The organism is Lutibacter sp. (assembly GCF_041596795.1).
Taxonomy (GTDB): Bacteria; Bacteroidota; Bacteroidia; order Flavobacteriales; family Flavobacteriaceae; genus Lutibacter.
In genome coordinates this window covers 1-18,431 of record NZ_JBFHHX010000061.1, presented here as the reverse complement: position 1 = coordinate 18,431, position 18,431 = coordinate 1, and the positions used below count along the sequence as shown (strand labels likewise).

The window sequence follows — 18,431 nt, the reverse complement described above, 5'->3', positions numbered from 1 at the left end:
CTACAGGTAAACTCCCAAATTTCAAGTACATCTTCTGCGGGTAAATAATAAGGATCGTATTTTTTATTATCAGAAACCATTAATAACATATTGTGTTCTTCTAATTTTTTAAAAACACGTTTATACACCATTCCTTCGCTTTTAGAAAGTACAATGTAGGTTCTACCGTTTTTAATATCTCTAATATCTTCAATAAATTTTGCTACAATATAAGAGCCACTTTTTACAGGTAACATAGAATCGCCTTTTATTGGAAAAGCTCTGTGTGTGCCAGTAGGTAAAAAAGGTAATTTAATTTTTGCTAAATGCTCAATATATTCCGGATCTGCATAGCCTTGTAAATAGCCTGCAGAAGCTTCAATAGGTACAATTTCTATTAAATCTTCATCGGCTCCATTAATAGTAATAGGAAATAAAATGCGTCTGTTTCCAACTTCAATAAACGAAGCGTCTTTAGCACTTGATAAGTTGTTTTTTATTAAAATATCTATAGGAATATTAAAATAATCCGATAGTTGAACTAAAAAATCAATAGGCGGAATAGCTCTGTTTTCTTCATAAGAACTTATTCTTGAACGCGATACTTTTAAGTCTTCTGCAAACTGTTCTTGAGTTAAACCCTTTAAGGTTCTAATGTGTTTAATATTGTTAGAAAGAAAATTCATAATGATAAAATTGTGAGCAATAACTGCTAATATTTTGAGCTAATTTAGCAAAATAAATAATACGGAAAAATATTTAGGCAAAAAATGTATTTAAATACACATACATATTATAGTTTACGTTATGGAACAATAAGTCCGGAAGCCTTGCTACAACTGCTAAAACAAATTGGAGCAACAGCTTTTGCGTTAACGGATATTAATAGTACTTCTGCGCATTTAGATATTGTGCGTTTGGCTAAAAAATACGCAATAAAACCAATTTTGGGTATAGATTTTAGAAACGGAGCGCAACAAGAATTTGTAATTTTAGCAAAAAATAACAAAGGGTTAGAGCAACTTAATTTGTATTTATCTGATTTGTTGCATTTAGATAAATTACATATTCCAAAAAGGGCAAAATACATTTCTAATACATTTGTTATTTATCCGTTTCAAACTACGGTTTTTGAGTTGAAGGAAAACGAATTTATTGGTGTAAAACCATCAGATTTAAATTATTTAAAATTTTCAGATTGGCGATTTCAACAAGAAAAATTGGTAGTGTTAAAAACGGTATCCTTTCAGCATAAAAAAGGATTTAACACGCATAGGTTATTGCGCGCTATTGATACTAATACGCTGTTAAGTAAATTGCCAAAAACAGAACAAGGTGCAGAAACCGATATTGCTGTACCTGTTGATGTTTTAAAAGAATTGTATGCGGAATTTCCTCAAATTATTGCAAATACTCAAAAAATTATAGAAGCCTGTTCTATACATTTCGATTTTTTAAATACTGTTCCAAAAAACCAAAACACATATACCAATAATAAAGAGTTAGATATAAAATTACTCCGAAAACTAGCATACGAAGGCTTAAATTATAGGTATAAAAAAATAGGAAAACGGGTATTTACACGATTAGAAAAGGAGTTGGAAATTATTCAGCAAAAACAATTTGTATCGTACTTTTTAATTAATTGGAAAATTTTAAAATATGCACGAAGCAAACAGTATTATTATGTAGGCAGAGGAAGCGGTGCCAACAGTATTGTGGCGTATTTATTACGAATTACCGATGTAGATCCTATTGAACTAGATTTATATTTTGAACGTTTTATTAATTTATACCGTACCAATCCGCCCGATTTTGACTTGGATTTTTCGTGGAGAGATAGAGATGATATTATGAACTTTATTTTTTCCAGATTTAAAAACACCTCGTTAATAGCAGTGTATAATACCTTTAAATACAAAGCTTCGGTACGTGAATTGGGTAAAGTTTTTGGGCTTCCAAAAGAAGAGATAGATAAGTTAACTACATATCAATACAACCCAAATACGTTAGATAATTTATCTAAATTAGTATTAATTTACAGTAAATACATTCAGGGTTTTCCTAATTATTTGGGTATTCATCCGGGTGGTATTTTAATTTCAGAAAAACCAATTAATTATTACACAGCAACATATTTACCACCTAAAGGATTTTCAACTGCTATGTTTGATATGGTGGTAGCCGAAAATATAGGCTTGTATAAATTTGATATTTTAAGTCAACGTGGTTTAGGAAAAATTCGTGAAGCTGTAGATATTATCAAATACAATCATCCAACACATTCAGCTATTGATATTCATGATATTAAACGATTTAAAGAAGACGAAAAAATAAAGGTTATGCTAAAAAATGCCAAAGCAATTGGTTGTTTTTATGTAGAATCACCTGCAATGCGTATGTTACTAAAAAAATTACAAGTAGATAATTATTTGGGTTTGGTAGCTGCAAGTTCTGTAATTCGACCAGGTGTTGCAAAATCAGGAATGATGCGCGAGTATATTTTACGGTACAGAAATCCTTCAAAACGAAAAGAAGCACATCCTATTTTGTTAGAAATTATGCCCGAAACGTATGGAGTTATGGTATACCAAGAAGATGTAATTAAGGTGGCACATTATTTTGGTGGTTTAAATTTAGGTGAAGCCGATATGTTGCGCCGAGGAATGAGTGGTAAATTCCGTTCAAAAGAAGAATTTTTAAAAGTAAAACATCAGTTTTTTGAAAATTGTAATGCAAAAGGACATAGTTTTGAACTTACTTCAGAAATATGGCGACAAATAGAAAGCTTTGCAGGATATGCATTTGCCAAAGGTCATTCGGCATCGTACGCAGTGGAAAGTTATCAAAGTTTATTTTTAAAAGCCTATTATCCATTAGAATATATGGTGGCAACACTCAACAATTTTGGCGGTTTTTACCGGCCAGAGTATTATGTGCACGAAGCGCGTATGAACGGAGCAATTATTCAACCGCCAAGTATTAATAAATCGTATCATCAAAATTATATTGAAGGAAAAACTATTTATTTAGGTTTTATAATGTTGGAAAGTTTTGAAGTAAAAAACGCATCAAAAATTGTAAAAGAACGCACTAAAAACGGTGCTTTTATAGATTTGGACGATTTTATTGAGCGCGTAGCAATTTCATTACAACAATTAGCTATTTTAATAAAAGTAAATGCTTTTAAATTTACAGGTAGAAATAAGCGAGAATTATTGTGGGAAGCCTATATGAAAGTGAATAAAGTAGAGCTGGAAGAACACGTAGAAACACTCTTTAAATCGGAAAAAGTAACCTATAATACTCCACAATTAAATTGCAATGCTTTTGAAGATGCTTTTGATGAAATTCAATATTTAGGGTTTCCGTTATGCAGTCCGTTTCAATTGCTGTTAAATCCAATCTCAACGTTATTAATGGCTGTAGATTTATTGCAAAATATAGGCAAAACGGTAACTGTTTATGGCTATTATGTAACCGCAAAAAGAACCGTAACCAGTAAAGGCGATTTAATGTATTTTGGAACTTTTGTTGATACCAATGGCGATCATATTGATACGGTTCATTTTCCGCCAGTTGCAAAAAAATACCCATTAAAAGGAAGAGGTGTTTATAAAATTACAGGAAAAGTGACTGAGGAATTTGATTGTGTAGCTGTTGAGGTTGAAATAATTGAAAAATTGGCCATTATTCAAGATCCTCGGTATGCCGATGAACCTAAAAAATTAGCGATATGAGTAATTTGGAACGAAGTATTGTACATATGGATTTAGACACATTTTTTGTGTCGTGCGAGCGGTTAATGGATAGCAGATTGGAAGGAAAACCAGTGTTAATTGGAGGAACATCGGATAGAGGAGTTGTAGCAAGTTGCAGTTACGAAGCGCGTAAATATGGCGTACACTCTGCAATGCCCATGCGAATGGCAAAACAATTATGTCCAGAGGCAATTATATTGCGTGGAAATAGTGGAATTTACACTAAATATTCAAAGTTAGTAACCGATGTTATTAATGATGCCGTTCCGTTGTATGAAAAATCATCTATAGATGAATTTTATATTGATTTAACCGGAATGGATAAATTTTTTGGTTGCAATCAACTAGCTTCAGAATTGCGTCAAAAAATTATAAAAGAAACAGGCTTGCCAATTTCATTTGGCTTATCTATTAATAAAACAGTTTCAAAAATTGCCACTGGCGAAGCAAAACCAAACAATGAGTTACGCATAAACAACGGAACAGAAAAGTTTTTTTTAGCACCATTATCGGTTAGAAAAATACCAATGGTGGGCGAGAAAACGTATAATATTTTGTGTGATTTAGGAATTAAACGCATAAAAACCGTACAAGAAATGCCTATTGCTATGATGGAAAAGGTATTTGGAAAATCGGGCGGAACTATTTGGAAAAAAGCCAATGGAATAGACAATACGCCAGTTATAAAATACCACGAGCGTAAATCTATTTCTACCGAACGGACTTTTGATAAAGACACAACAGATATTGTAAAACTAAAAAGCATTATTGTAGCAATGACCGAAAATTTAATTTATCAACTAAGAAGAGGTAATAAATTAACGGCTTGTGTTACATTTAAAATTAGATACTCAGATTTTCAAACCTATACCAAACAAAAAAAAATAGCGTACAGTTCATCCGATCACGCTATTTTACCAATTGTAATGGAATTGTATGAAAGTTTGTATCAGCGCAGATTGTTAGTGCGTTTAATTGGCGTAAAGTTTAGTGAATTGGTAAGTGGCGGACATCAAATTAATTTATTTGAAGACAATGATAAAATAATGAATTTGTACCAAGCTATGGATAAAATGCGCGAACGTTATGGAGATAGAGCGGTTATTAGAGCATCTGGTATGGGTGCAAAAAGTATTAGTCGATGGAATCCGTTTAATGGTGAGCCGCCACCGTTGTTAGCGAATAGAAGAAGGTGAAAATGAGGTAAATACAGAAAGTAATAGTTGTTTGTTTTTTTTGGTTTTGTTAGGATAATAAAATGTGTTAATTTGCGGGGAAAATTTGAATTTCTAAAAATAATGCCCAAAACAAAAAACAGAACATATTTAATTCCTTTAATAATACTTATTATGGGAATAGGCTTCTCTGTTGTTGCGGCTTATTTTGTTTGGAAAAACACTGAAAAAATTGAACAGCAACAATTAGAGATTGCGGCTAATGATGTGAAATCTAAAATTCAAAGTAGATTAGATGCTTATATTCAATTTTCTCAAAGTAGCTCCGCATTTTTTATGGCTTCTGATACAATTACCAGAGAAGATTGGAAATTTTTTGTTGAAAAGAGTAAGGTTAGTAAGTCATTAAAAGGTTTTCAAGGTGTTGTTTATATATTAAAAGTGCCAAAAGCACAATTAGAAAATCATAACAAAAGATTTAAAGCAGAATTTAACACTAATTACGCCATTTACCCTGAGTCTGTTTCAGAAGTGTATACACCTATAACTTTTATAGAGCCTTTAGCTGGTAGAAATTTAAAAGCTTTAGGGTTTAACATCAGTTCAAACCCAAAAATGCGGGAAGCTTTACAGGAATCACGAGATTTAAATACGGCAATTTTAACAAATAAAGTAACACTTATTCAAGAAGGTTCAAGTAATGGGCAACCCGGAATTGTTATTTATTCGCCAATTTTTAAAAGAGATGCAGCTATAAAAACTATAAGCGAACGCAGAAAGGCTGTAACTGGCTGGGCTGCTATTTCTTTTAGAGTTAATGATTTTTTAGAAGGAGTAATGGACCAATATAATTTAGCGAATGATGATAATGTTCAGCTTAAAATTTATGATGGTGATAATTTGTCTTCAGAATTTCTTTTATACAATTCTGAAGTTAATTATAATGCAGTAGATAATGCAGTAAACACCTTAGTTGCTGCTATAGAGTTTAATAATAAAACATGGACTTTTCAGTTTAAACAACCCAAAGTTAGTTTTTTTCAAACTATTGCCTTTTTAGCGCTTATTGCAGGCTTTATAATTAGTTTGTTACTAAGTTTTTTAGTTTTTTCATTATCTAACACAGCTAATTTAGGAAAAAGAATAGCTGAAAATCTAACGTTAGACTTAAGTAAGAAAAATGAAGAGCTTATTGTAGCAAAAGAAGCTGCAGAAGAAAGTGAGGAACAATTAAAGCTTATTTCTAATAACTTGGCAAATGGTATGATTTATCAGGTTATTTCAATTAATGAAACTGAAAGAAAATTTACCTATGTTAGTGACAATGTAAAACAATTATATGGTTGTACTGTTGAACAAGCAAAAGAAAATTCCAATTTAATTTATGGAAGAATTCATCCAGAAGATGTTTTAAAGGTGCAAGAAAAAGAAAAAATTGCCATTGAAAATATGTCTGTTTTAAAATTGGAAGCAAGAATTTTAAATCCAGACAATTCTATTAGATGGTCGTATTTTAGCTCCAAACCAAGGTTGTTCAAAGGTGAAATTTGTTGGGATGGAATTGAGATTGATATTACTGAACAGAAGAAAATAGAAAATGAATTAATTGTATCAAAAGGAAAAGCGGAAGAGAGTAACCGATTAAAAACAGAGTTTTTAAATAACATGTCTCATGAAATTAGAACACCAATGAATGGGATACTTGGATTTACGGATTTTTTATTGAATCCAGATTTAAGTGAGGCAAAAAGAAAGAATTATATTCAAATTGTTCAAAGTAGCGGACAACAATTATTGCATATTATTGATGATATTATTGAAATTTCTAGGTTAGGAACCAAGCAAGTTAGATTTGTTGAAAGTGAAGTGTGTTTAAATGATTTATTGTTAGAATTGTTTTCGGTTTTTGATATAAAAGCAAAAGAAAATAAAATTCCTTTATATATAAAAAATAATCTATCAAACGCCGAGAGTACTATTTTAAGTGATAAATCTAAGCTAAATAAGATTTTAAGTAACTTATTAGAAAATTCATTAAAATTTACAAATGAAGGTTTTGTTGAGATTGGTTATACATTAATAAATAAGGAACTTGAAATTTATATAAAAGATACTGGTGTTGGAATTGATGAAGAAAAGCATGAACAGATATTTGAGAGGTTTGCACAGGCAGAAATGGAGTTGTCTAAAAAAACAGGCGGCCTTGGGTTAGGTTTGTCAATTGTTAAAGAAAATGTTGAGTTAATTGGTGGACAAATTCGTTTAGAGTCTAAAAAAGGAATTGGAACCACGTTTTTTATTACAATTCCTTATAAAAAAGTACACTCAATTAATAACGAAGAAAATTCAAAAACAGTAATAGAAGATAAGTATACTATTTTAATTGCTGAAGATGAAGAGGTAAATTACTTGTTTTTAGAAACATTAATAAATGATGTTTTAAAACTTAACTGTAATATTTTACACGCAAAAAACGGAAAGGAAGCAATAAATTACTGCGTAACAGATAAAACTATAAAATTGGTTTTAATGGATTTAAAAATGCCTGTAATGAGTGGTTTTGAAGCTGTTGTTGAAATTAAAAAAATATATCCAGAGCTAATTGTTGTTGCGCAATCGGCCTATTCCTCAGTAGATGAAATTAACAAAGCAATGTCTCTTGGTTTTAACGATTTTATTTCTAAACCTATAAGTGTTGAAAGCTTTAAAAGTATGCTTAAAAAGCACTTACAGGAAATAATTTAACTATAAAATTTTCAAAAAAGGCCCGTCAATATTACTATTTAAAGTTGTAATATTGTAATAACTTCAATATAAAAGTATACATGAAATTTAATAAAACTATAGTATTTAATTTTTTACTTATATTATTTTCAATTGGAATATGTGCACAAGAATTACCTCCAATAAAAAATTATTCACCTACAATTTATAATGGAGAAAATCAGAACTGGTCCATATCTCAATCAAAAGAAAAATACATTTATGTAGCCAATAACAGTGGTTTGTTAGAGTTTGATGGTGCAAAATGGAGAATTTATGCCTCTCCAAATAATACTGTAATGCGCTCTGTAAATGCACATGAAAACAAAATATATACAGGTTGTTATATGGAATTCGGTTACTGGAAAAGAAACGAATTTGGAAACCTATATTATACATCTATTAGTAGTAAAATAAAAGAATCGTTAATTGAAGAAGATTTTTGGAATATTTTAAATTTTGATAATTGGGTATTGTTTCAGTCACTAAACAGAATATATATCTATAACACGATAGATGAATCTATTAAAATAATTAATTATGATACTCAACTTCCAAAAGCTTTTAAAGTTGGCGATGGTATCTATTTCCAGAAAATGGAAGAAGGTGTTTTTAAAATTGAAAACGGAAAGCCTGTATTAGTTTCAGATCATCCACTTTTAAGAAATAGTATTCTAGTAAATATTTTTAAATCGGATGATAAAATATTGTATCAAACCCAAAATGAAGGTTTTTATTATTTAAATAATAAAGAATTAATTAAGTGGAATATTGCAGCGAATTCTATTATTTCGGCAATTAGTGTATACAGTAGTTTACAATTGTCTGATGGAAGTTTTGTTTTAGGAACCATTTCTGACGGAATGTATCATTTAGATAAAAATGGAAATTTATTACTGCATGTTAATCAAGAAAAAGGTTTAAATAACAACACTATTTTAGCCATTTTTGAAGATGTTGAAAATAATTTATGGTTAGGGTTAGATAATGGTATTAGTTTTATAAACTTTAATTCGCCATTTAAAATTTATAACGATTTCCGTGGTAAGTTAGGCGCTGTTTATGCGTCGGCTATTTTTAATAATAAATTGTATTTAGGTACTAATCAAGGGCTTTTTTACAAGAATTTGGGAACAAATTACGATTTTACTTTTATTAATGGTACAGAAGGACAAGTTTGGTGTTTAAAAGTTTACGATAATACACTGTTTTGCGGCCATAATAAAGGTACCTTCGTTTTAAATGATAGTGGTATAAAGCTTTTGTCGGATATGATGGGTACTATGGAAATAAAACCTGTTAAGAAAAATAAAAATTTATTAATTCAAGGATGTTATAGTGGTTTTAATGTTATTGAAAAGAAAAATGGCAGCTGGCAGTTTAGAAATAAAATAAAAGGGTTTAACCCTACAAGTAGGTATTTTGAATTTGCAAAAGACGGCAGTATTTTAATGAATCATGAATATAAAGGGGTTTTTAGAATTGAATTAAATAATGATTATACAGAGGTTTTAAATTATAGAATTTTTAAAAATGTTCAAAAAGCACTTAGATCTGGTATAGCGAGTTATCAAGGAGACGTGTTATACACTTCAAATTTGGGTATTTTTAAATTTAATGATGAATTTAAAAATTTTGAGAAGAATACTTTATTAGATAATTATTTAGTAAAAGATGATAGCTATGTTTCTGGCAGATTAATTAATATAGAGAGCACCAAAACCTTATGGGGTTTTACTGAAAAAGGTATGTTTTATTTTTCACCCGGAAAATTAAATAATGTTTCTAATATTTCTAAAATACCATTAGAAGCAACTTCTAGAAAATTTATAGCAGGCTTTGAAAACGTATTACATTTAAAAGATGAATCTTATTTATTTGGAGCTTCGGAAGGTTATATAATAGTAGACTTAAAAAAAATAAAACCGCTAGATTTCGCGGTTCATATTAATTCTATAGATAAAGGAACCATTAATATTGGTTCAATTCCGGTGGCATTAAATAGTGAAGCAGCATTTAAAAATAAGGAAAACAATGTTTCATTTAAATTTAGCGCTCCAGAATATTATAAATATGCCGAAATAAACTATCAGTACCAATTAAAAGGAATGTATGATGAATGGTCGGCGTGGTCTAAAGAGTCCGAAGTAATTTTTAAAAATCTTCCGTATGGAGATTATACCTTTAATGTAAAAGCTAGAATTGGTGGTAAAATATCTAATAATGTTGCAACTTTCTCATTTACTATAAAAAGACCATGGTATTTATCAAATGAGATTATAGTAGTATATGTGCTGTTGTTTTTTGTGCTTTGGTCTTTAATTCATACGCTTTATAAAAGATATTATACAAAGCAAAAGAAAAGCTTAATGGATAAAAAGCAGCGTGAATTTTCTTTAACTCAATTAGAAAATGAAAAAGAAATAATGAAGTTAAGAAACGAAAAGCTACAATCTGAAATTGAGAGTAAAACGCGTGAATTATCCGCTTCAACAATGAGTATTATAAAAAAGAATGAGCTTTTAAATACTATTAAAAATGAATTGGGCGATGTAAAAGATGATCAAAACGTAAAGCCTGTTATTAAAATTATCAATAAAAATTTATCTAATACCAGCGATTGGGAAATGTTTCAAGAAGCGTTTAACAATGCAGATAGCGATTTCTTGAAAAAAGTAAAGGTAGCGCATCCAAATTTAACACCTAACGATTTAAGGTTATGTGCATATTTACGACTAAACTTATCCTCTAAAGAAATAGCACCACTTTTAAACATTTCCGATAGAAGTGTTGAGATAAAAAGATACCGGTTAAGAAAGAAAATGGATCTTGCTCACGAAAAAAGCCTTGTTGAGTATATTCTAGAACTTTAATTTAACGCAACAAAATCAAAAACCACCTCAACATTACCACAACATGTGCCAAACTATAAGGTTTTAGTTAGAAGACTGTTTAACCTCTTTTTTTAATTTTTGTTGCGTTAAAAAATCGGCTTTAAGCCTTTTAAACACTGAATTTTATGTTAATATTAACATAATTATATGTAAAATTAACATTTATTTAATTTTCAATTGTATGTTTTTTGTATAGGTCAAATTTTATTATTCTTTAATCTTTAATAGTAATTTGGTCTAAACTTAATTCAAAAAATATATGAAGTCATTTTTATTATCAATTTTTCTAAGTTTCATGGGCGTAAGTATTATGGCCCAAACTTATGAGATTAAAGGAAATGTAGCTGACAGTAACGGAATGCCATTACCTGGTGTTACCATTGTTGTTAAAGGTACTAAAAACGGTGCTACTACAGATTTCGACGGGAACTTTGTAATTGCAAATGTTCAAAAAGGAAATTCTTTGGTTTTTTCTTATGTCGGATATGCAACCAAAGAAGTTGTAGTAAGCAGCGCAAATAGTTTAACCGTAGTCTTAGCTGAGGATATGCAAAGCTTAGATGAAGTTGTAGTTGTTGGTTATGGTACACAAAAGAAAAGTGTTGTAACTGGAGCTATTTCAAGTGTAAAAGCAGAAGACCTTGAAGGGTTACCTGTAGAAAGAGTAGAACAAGCACTACAAGGTAGAGTTTCGGGTGTGGTTATTGCGGCAGATGCCGGACAACCAGGATCTTCATCTACAGTGCGTGTTAGAGGTATTACAACTATTGGAACTAATGATCCATTATGGGTTATTGATGGTGTAGTTGTTAGTTCTTCTACAATTGGGTATTTAAATCAATCTGATATCCAATCTATTGAAGTATTAAAAGATGCGGCTTCCTTAGCAATTTATGGAGCAAGAGCTGCAGCGGGTGTAATTTTAGTTACAACCAAAAAAGGGAAACAAGGAAAAATAAATGTTGGTTATAGTACATTCTATGGTGTTTCTAAAGCCTCTAAAAAACTATCATTATTAAATGCTTCAGAGTATGCAGCAATTATGAATGAAAAATCTGTTGCAGACGGAGGTTCAGTTGTTTTTTCTGATATTTCATCTCTTGGTAAAGGAACAGATTGGCAAGATGTAATTTTTAACGATTCAGCAGCAAGATCTTCACATGAATTTAGTTTAAGTGGAGGTAATGAGGTTTCTACATTTTATGCATCGTTTGGTATAAGCGATCAAGAAGGTATTGTTTTATCTGATATTTCTAATTTCAATAGAAAAAGTATCCGATTAAATTCAACTCACAAAATTTCTGATTATGTGAAAGTTGGACAAACTTTAGGGTATGCTCATAAAAGATCAATGGGTATTACAACAAATTCAGAGTATGGTGGACCATTAAGTTCAGCAATAAATTTAGATCCAATTACTCCTGCAGTAATAACAGATCCAGTAGTTGCAAACAGTTCTTTATATACTTCTAACGCTGTTATGACAGATGAGGATGGAAATCCTTATGGTATTTCATCTTATGTTGGACAAGAAATGTCTAACCCATTAGCTTACCAAGAAACAGTTAGAGGTAACTATGGCTGGTCTGATGATGTTATTGGAAATGTTTTTGTAGAAATTACACCAATGGAAGGATTAGTTTTTAAATCTGCTGTTAGTGGAACAATGGCATACTGGGGATCTGAAGGATTTGTACCAGAATATTATTTACAATCATCAATTGTAAATTCTCAAAACTATTTATATAGTAGTAGAAGTAAAAGCTTTGGATGGAATTTAGAAAATACTGCATCGTACTCAAAATCAATTGGAGTTCATGACTTTTCTGTGTTATTAGGTCAAGGTGTATATATTGATGGAATTTCTAGTGGAGTTGGAGTTACTTATTATGATTTACCTGTTACAACTAGAGAAGAAGCTAGTTTTAACTTCTCTGTTACAGATGATCAAATAACTGGATATTCTTGGACAGGTACAGAACATAAAGTTATATCATTGTTCTCAAGATTAAATTATAACTACGATGAAAAATATTTATTTACTGGTATTATTCGTCGTGATGGATCTTCAAGATTTGGTGATAATAATAAATTTGGTTTTTTCCCTTCATTTTCTGCAGGTTGGGTAACGTCTAAAGAATCTTTTTGGCCAGAAAATGATGTGGTTTCAAAACTTAAAATTAGAGGTGGTTTTGGTGTTACAGGTAACGATGCCATTGGAGATTTCGGATATTTAGCACTTGTAGGTGGTGGTAGAAATTACACATTTGGTGAAGATGGTACTATTTACACAGGTTATAGTCCAAACGCTCCAGATAACCCAGATTTAAAATGGGAAGAAACTTCTCAAACAAATATTGGTTTTGAGGCAAGAGTTTTAGAAAATTTCGATGTTAATTTCGATTACTTTATTAAAAAAACAAGTGGAATTTTACAAGATGTTGAAATTCCTGGATATGTTGGAGCATCAGGTAGTCCATTAGGAAACGTTGCAGATATGAAAAACTCAGGTTTAGAGTTTGAAGTTTCTTACAATAAAAGTTGGGGAGATTTAAACTTTAGAGCTAGTGGAAACGTTTCTTATTTAGAAAATGAAGTTACTAACTTAGGAGAAGGAAAAGAGTTTATTAGTGGTGAAGCAGCATTCCAATCTATGGGAGATGTTACAAGAATCCAAGTAGGTCAGTCAATTAACGCTTTCTATGGATATCAAACAAATGGAATTTTCCAAAATATAGACGAGATTAATTCATATGTAAGTTCTACAGGAACTGTAATTCAACCAGATGCAGTACCTGGAGATTTTAAATGGGTAGATAACAATGGTGATGGTGAAATTACTGATGATGATAGAACTTTTTTAGGTACTCCACTTCCAAAATACACTTTTGGTTTAACTCTTAATTTAGATTATAAAGGATTTGACTTTATGGTGTTTACACAAGGGGTTGCTGGAAATAAAATTTTCCAAGGTTTAAGAAGATTAGATGTTACTAATGCAAACCACCAAACATCAGTATTACAAAGATGGACAGGTGAAGGAACATCAAACGATTATCCTAGATTAACAAATAGTGATCCAAACGGAAACTTTGGTAAATTCTCAGATTTCTATTTAGAAGATGGAGATTTCATCAGATTTAAAACTATTCAGTTAGGATATACTTTACCAAGTGAAATTGTTCAAAAAATTGGAGCTTCAAAACTGAGACTTTATGTAACAGGTGAAAACTTATTTACAATAACTAATTACTCTGGTTATGATCCTGAAATTGGAGGAAGTGTAATGGGAATTGACAGAGGTTATTATCCACAAGCTCAGTCGTTTATGATGGGTCTTAACGTACAATTTTAAAAAATGATAAGAATTATGAAATTAAAAAAATATAAGTTACCAGTATTGGCTGTTGCAATGTTGGCTACAATATTCTCTTGTTCAGAAGATTACTTAGAGGTGACCCCAACAGGAACATTTCTTACAGGGAATTATTATACTAATGAAACAGAAGCATTTGCAGGATTAGTTGCAGCATATGACTACTTGAGAAAAAATTCTGGAACATTTGAGAATATGATTACAATGATGAATGCTGGATCTGATGACCATTATGCAGGTGGAGGAACTTCTACAGATGGTGCCGGAATCCAATCATTTTCAAAATATACATTAAATTCAATTGAAATTCCAGATTCATTTTGGAGTGATCATTTTAAAGGAGTGTATAGAGCAAATATTATGATTCAAAAGTTACCGGACATTTCTATGGACGAGTCTTTAAAAGCTAGATATATGGCAGAATCTAAAGCGTTAAGAGCTTACTATTACTTTAACTTAGTTCGCTTATTTGAAAACGTTCCATTATTAACCGAACCTGTAAGTACTGCAGATATGTACAATGTAGTACAAGCAAGTTCAGAAGAGGTTTATGCTCAAATTGAATTAGATTTATTAGATGCAATTGATGTTTTACCAAGCACAGTAGTATCAAGTGAATATGGAAGGATAACTAAAGGAGCTGCACAAGCAATTTTAGGGAAAGTTTACCTAGAACAAGGTAAAAATACTGAAGCTGCTGCACAATTTGCAGAAGTAAACGGAACTCCAGGATCAACAAGTCAATATGGATATAAATTGTTAGATAATTTTGATGATTTATGGGATATTGATAATAAATACAACTCTGAATCTATTTTCGAAGTTGGTCACTCTGATTTAGCATTAACAGGTTGGTCTAACTCATATAGCGATACTGATGAAGGTAATTTAGTATGTACAATGGTAGGTCCTAGAGGGTTTGTAGATTTAAACACAACCGATGATATTCCTGAATATTCTTCAGGATGGAGTTTTAACCCAATTTTACCAGAATTATATAACTTACTTAAAGACGATCCACGTTTTGAAGCTACTGTGTTAGATTTAAAAACTTTATCAGAAGAAGGTAAAATTTCATATACTCCAGGTTACCAAGACACAGGTTATTTCTTAAATAAATTTGCGCCTTTAACATCAGAAGAAAGTACAGGAGCCGGAGATATGTGGTTAAACCACCGTCAAAATTCTTATATTATCAGATTAGCGGATACCTATTTGTTAGAAGCAGAAGCTTTAGGCGGAACAGGTACAAGAGCTCAAGCACTATTAGATGCTGTAAGAGCAAGAGTTGGTCTAGCTTCAATTCCAGTGTCATTAACTAATATTTTGGCAGAAAGAAGATTAGAGTTAGCAGGTGAAGGACAACGTTGGTTCGATTTAAGAAGAAATGGAACATTAGCAACTAAATTAGCTGACAGAGGTTTTGTTGCAGGTAAACATGAGATATTCCCAATACCTTATGGAGAATTGGAGAATACTAAATTAGTACAAAATCCTAACTACTAAAAAATTAAAATTATGAAAGTATTTAAATATATTTTAAGCGCAATCTTTATGGTTGCGGTACTTTGGAGTTGTTCAGACGAAACTTTTAACGATCTTGATTTTGTAGATTCTGCAGAGGCTCCAACAAATGTGGAGGCGCTGTTTACAATTACTCAAGATAATACAGGATTAGTTTCAATAACACCAAGCGCTGAAGGTGCAGTTCTTTTTGCAATTGATTTTGGAGATGGTTCTTCATCAACTTCAGTAAAAGCAGGAAAAAAAGCAACACATTATTATGCTGAAGGTACGTATACTGTAGCTATTGTTGCAAAAGGAATTACAGGATTACAAACAGCTTATTCAAAAGAAATAGTTGTTTCTTTTCAAACACCAGAATTTGGTTCAGATCCTGTAATTGAAAATGACGCAGCTAAATCTAAACAAGTAAATGTTACTGTTCCAGACGATACACAATTCGCTATGTATTTTGATGCGTATTTTGTAGAGAATGGTGTTGAAACAATTTTAACTGCAAATGTTGGAGACACTGTTTCTTATACATATGCTGATCCAGGAACTTATACAATTAAAGTAATATTAAAAGGTGGTGCAATTGCAACAACTGAATATATTGTAACTGATTTTGTTGTAACTGAAATTTTACAACCTGTAGCATCTGCTCCTACACAACCAAATAGAGTTGCAGCAGATTACATTTCTATTTTTAGTGATAAATATACAAATGTTGCTGATACAGATTTTAACCCTTATTGGTGGCAAACTACTATTTACACTGCATTTGATTTAAATGGAGATGCAATGTTACAATATAGTAACTTAAACTACCAAGGTATTCAAATTGGATCAGCTCAAGATGTAACTGAAATGGAAACTTTACATATTGATGTATGGTCTGCAACAGATAATTCTATAGATTTTTATCCGTTACCAGTTGGTATAGCAAGTGCTGATGAAAAGTACTATACTTTAGATCTTGTTGCTGATCAATGGAACAGTTTTGATATTCCTTTATCGTATTTTACAGATTTAGGTTTGGCATTAGATAATATTCATCAGTTTAAATTTGTAGGTTCAGGAACAATATTTGTAGATAACATCTATTTTTATAAAACTGCTTCTTCAGTTGCTAAACTACCAATAACTTTTGATGTTGCTGAAGTTAATACATTTGAAACATTTTTAGGTTCAAGTTTTGAAATTGCTTCTTCACCAACGGATAGTAGTAATCCTGTAGGTAAAATAACTAACTATGGCGCAGCAACTAGCTGGGGATGGGAAGGAGTTAAACTTGCTCTTGATGAATGGATTGATTTAAGCACTAAAACTTCTATAACTCTAGATTTTTATAATGATGGTGCATCTCACAGTGTTTTATTAAAATTAGAAGATTCTACTTCAACTTTGGATAATAATGGAAATCCAACAGTAATAGAAGAAGTGAGTGTAGCTGTTTCAAACACAGGTTGGTCAACATTAACATTTGATTTTACATCAGGTGGAAATTATGATACAGTAGTAATATTTGTGGATGGTGGCAGTTACGTTGCAGGAACATACTATTTTGATAATGTAATGCAACCATAAAACCAATTATGAATTTTAAAATGATGAACATGAAAAAAATAAAATATACAATTGGAATCTTTCTAGTAGTGTTAGCAGTTATTGCTGGCTGTAAGGAAGAAACCTATGAATTTGGAGATTTAACAGCTCCTTCAAACCTTGTTATAAATACCGATATTGTAGGTATTTCAGATGAAAATCCAAACGGAGATGGTTCAGGAGAAGTGGTTGTTACAGTAAGTGCTGACAATGCAATTACATACCATATTGGTTTTAATAAAATTGATGATTATACAGCAGTTAATTATTCTGTATTAGCTTCTGGAACTACAACACATACATTTACAGATCCAGGTGTAAACACCTATAGAATTTCTGTAATTGCATATGGTCCTGGTGGAGTTGCTACCAATTTAACAAAAGACATTTCTGTAAGAAGTGACTATGTTCCAGATCCTGAAGTTGTAGCTAATATTACAAATGGTAGTTCAAAAACTTGGGTTGTTGATAAAGATGTTGCTGGTCACTTTGGTGTAGGTCCTTGGGGAAGTCAATCACCATCTTGGTGGCAAGCAGGAATAGATGAAAAAGTTACATCAGCACCTTGTTTTTATAGTACTACGTTTACATTTGTTGAGAACGCCAACGGTACTTATAATTTAGTAGTTGATGCTTCTGCAGATGGAGCATTTACAAAAACTGGAGCAAACACTAATTTACCTGGTATACCTGATAGCGGTGATGAAGGTTGCTATACAGAATATACAGGTGGATCAACTAGTTTTAGCTTTGTTCCATCAAGTTCTGGAATCACTGTTGATGACACATATCCATCTACTGAAATTGCTATTAAATTAGCAACCGATGATGCGTATATTGGATATGGTTCTTTGCAAAAAGAATATGAAATTTTAGTTTCTACTTCAGATTACTTATACTTAAGAGTACAAGGAACTGAAACAGGTAACGGATGGTGGTTAAAATTAACACCAGTACAATAATTTATGTTAGGTTTAATATATCCGTGGAATTTTTTTCCACGGATATATTTTAATTTTTTAATAATCAGATAAAATTTTCTGTAATGAAACATATACTTTTAAATAAAAAATTTAGATATTTTTTAGGTTTACCCTTATTTTTAATAATTTTTATGGTTGGCTGTGGGGGCTCTTCTTCAGACGATGTTGTTGAAGAAGAACTTTCAAATTTAACTTTAGAAGCTACTATTGTTGGGGTTGATGCTTCCAATCCTTATGGAGATGGAACAGGAGTGGTAATATTCGACTTCTCTGCTAATAACGCAAATACCTATAAATTAAATTTTGGAGATGGTGAAGTTGCAGAAACTTCAAGTAATACTATTACACATACCTATATAGGATCTGGAACAACTACATATACTGTTTAT

Annotated in this window: 9 protein-coding genes and 1 pseudogene; 9 read left to right on the top strand and 1 reads right to left on the bottom strand. The window is 31.2% G+C overall.

Translation table 11 applies throughout. From position 1 onward, the window contains the following. Positions 1-665 (bottom strand): XRE family transcriptional regulator (locus ABY298_RS08795; RefSeq protein WP_372745657.1); only part of this gene is annotated, 665 nt, incomplete at its 3' end. An 84-nt stretch (positions 666-749) separates the two neighbouring features. Here ABY298_RS08795 and ABY298_RS08790 point away from each other — a divergent pair. The 9 genes and pseudogenes from ABY298_RS08790 to ABY298_RS08750 all read left to right on the top strand — a co-directional run. Then, positions 750-3,719, top strand: a complete 2,970-nt coding sequence (locus ABY298_RS08790; RefSeq protein WP_372745656.1) for a DNA polymerase III subunit alpha — start codon at positions 750-752, stop codon at positions 3,717-3,719. Next, on the top strand, positions 3,716-4,936 hold the full coding sequence (gene dinB / locus ABY298_RS08785; protein WP_372745655.1) for a DNA polymerase IV: 1,221 nt from the start codon (positions 3,716-3,718) through the stop codon (positions 4,934-4,936). The genes ABY298_RS08790 and dinB overlap by 4 nt, the downstream gene beginning before the upstream one ends. 102 nt (positions 4,937-5,038) lie before the next feature. Continuing rightward, complete coding sequence (locus ABY298_RS08780; protein ID WP_372745654.1) at positions 5,039-7,660, top strand: CHASE domain-containing protein; 2,622 nt, start codon at positions 5,039-5,041, stop codon at positions 7,658-7,660. Between the two features lie 80 nt (positions 7,661-7,740). After that, complete coding sequence (locus ABY298_RS08775; RefSeq protein WP_372745653.1) at positions 7,741-10,551, top strand: triple tyrosine motif-containing protein; 2,811 nt, start codon at positions 7,741-7,743, stop codon at positions 10,549-10,551. A gap of 280 nt (positions 10,552-10,831) precedes the next feature. Continuing rightward, positions 10,832-13,927 (top strand): SusC/RagA family TonB-linked outer membrane protein, encoded by a 3,096-nt coding sequence (locus ABY298_RS08770; protein WP_372745652.1) that lies wholly within the window; start codon positions 10,832-10,834, stop codon positions 13,925-13,927. A 15-nt stretch (positions 13,928-13,942) separates the two neighbouring features. Next, positions 13,943-15,454 carry a RagB/SusD family nutrient uptake outer membrane protein gene (locus ABY298_RS08765; protein WP_372745651.1) on the top strand — a complete coding sequence of 504 codons (1,512 nt, stop codon included), beginning with the start codon at positions 13,943-13,945 and terminating at the stop codon, positions 15,452-15,454. 12 nt (positions 15,455-15,466) lie between these two features. Then, positions 15,467-17,041 (top strand): hypothetical protein, encoded by a 1,575-nt coding sequence (locus ABY298_RS08760; RefSeq protein ID WP_372745650.1) that lies wholly within the window; start codon positions 15,467-15,469, stop codon positions 17,039-17,041. A gap of 29 nt (positions 17,042-17,070) precedes the next feature. Continuing rightward, the gene (locus ABY298_RS08755) at positions 17,071-18,021 is read left to right on the top strand and encodes a hypothetical protein (RefSeq protein ID WP_372745648.1); all 951 of its coding nucleotides are present in this window, start codon (positions 17,071-17,073) and stop codon (positions 18,019-18,021) included. A gap of 83 nt (positions 18,022-18,104) precedes the next feature. Then, positions 18,105-18,431 (top strand): annotated as a pseudogene (locus ABY298_RS08750) (glycoside hydrolase family 16 protein); the annotation flags it as partial.

Excerpts from the sequence above, each read along its gene's own strand:
- ABY298_RS08755 (WP_372745648.1), top strand. The coding sequence starts at position 17,071 with ATGAAAAAAATAAAATATACAATTGGAATCTTTCTAGTAGTGTTAGCA.
- ABY298_RS08760 (WP_372745650.1), top strand. The coding sequence starts at position 15,467 with ATGAAAGTATTTAAATATATTTTAAGCGCAATCTTTATGGTTGCGGTA.
- ABY298_RS08770 (WP_372745652.1), top strand. The coding sequence starts at position 10,832 with ATGAAGTCATTTTTATTATCAATTTTTCTAAGTTTCATGGGCGTAAGT.
- dinB (WP_372745655.1), top strand. The coding sequence starts at position 3,716 with ATGAGTAATTTGGAACGAAGTATTGTACATATGGATTTAGACACATTT.
- ABY298_RS08775 (WP_372745653.1), top strand. The coding sequence starts at position 7,741 with ATGAAATTTAATAAAACTATAGTATTTAATTTTTTACTTATATTATTT.
- ABY298_RS08780 (WP_372745654.1), top strand. The coding sequence starts at position 5,039 with ATGCCCAAAACAAAAAACAGAACATATTTAATTCCTTTAATAATACTT.
- ABY298_RS08765 (WP_372745651.1), top strand. The coding sequence starts at position 13,943 with ATGAAATTAAAAAAATATAAGTTACCAGTATTGGCTGTTGCAATGTTG.
- ABY298_RS08790 (WP_372745656.1), top strand. The coding sequence starts at position 750 with ATGTATTTAAATACACATACATATTATAGTTTACGTTATGGAACAATA.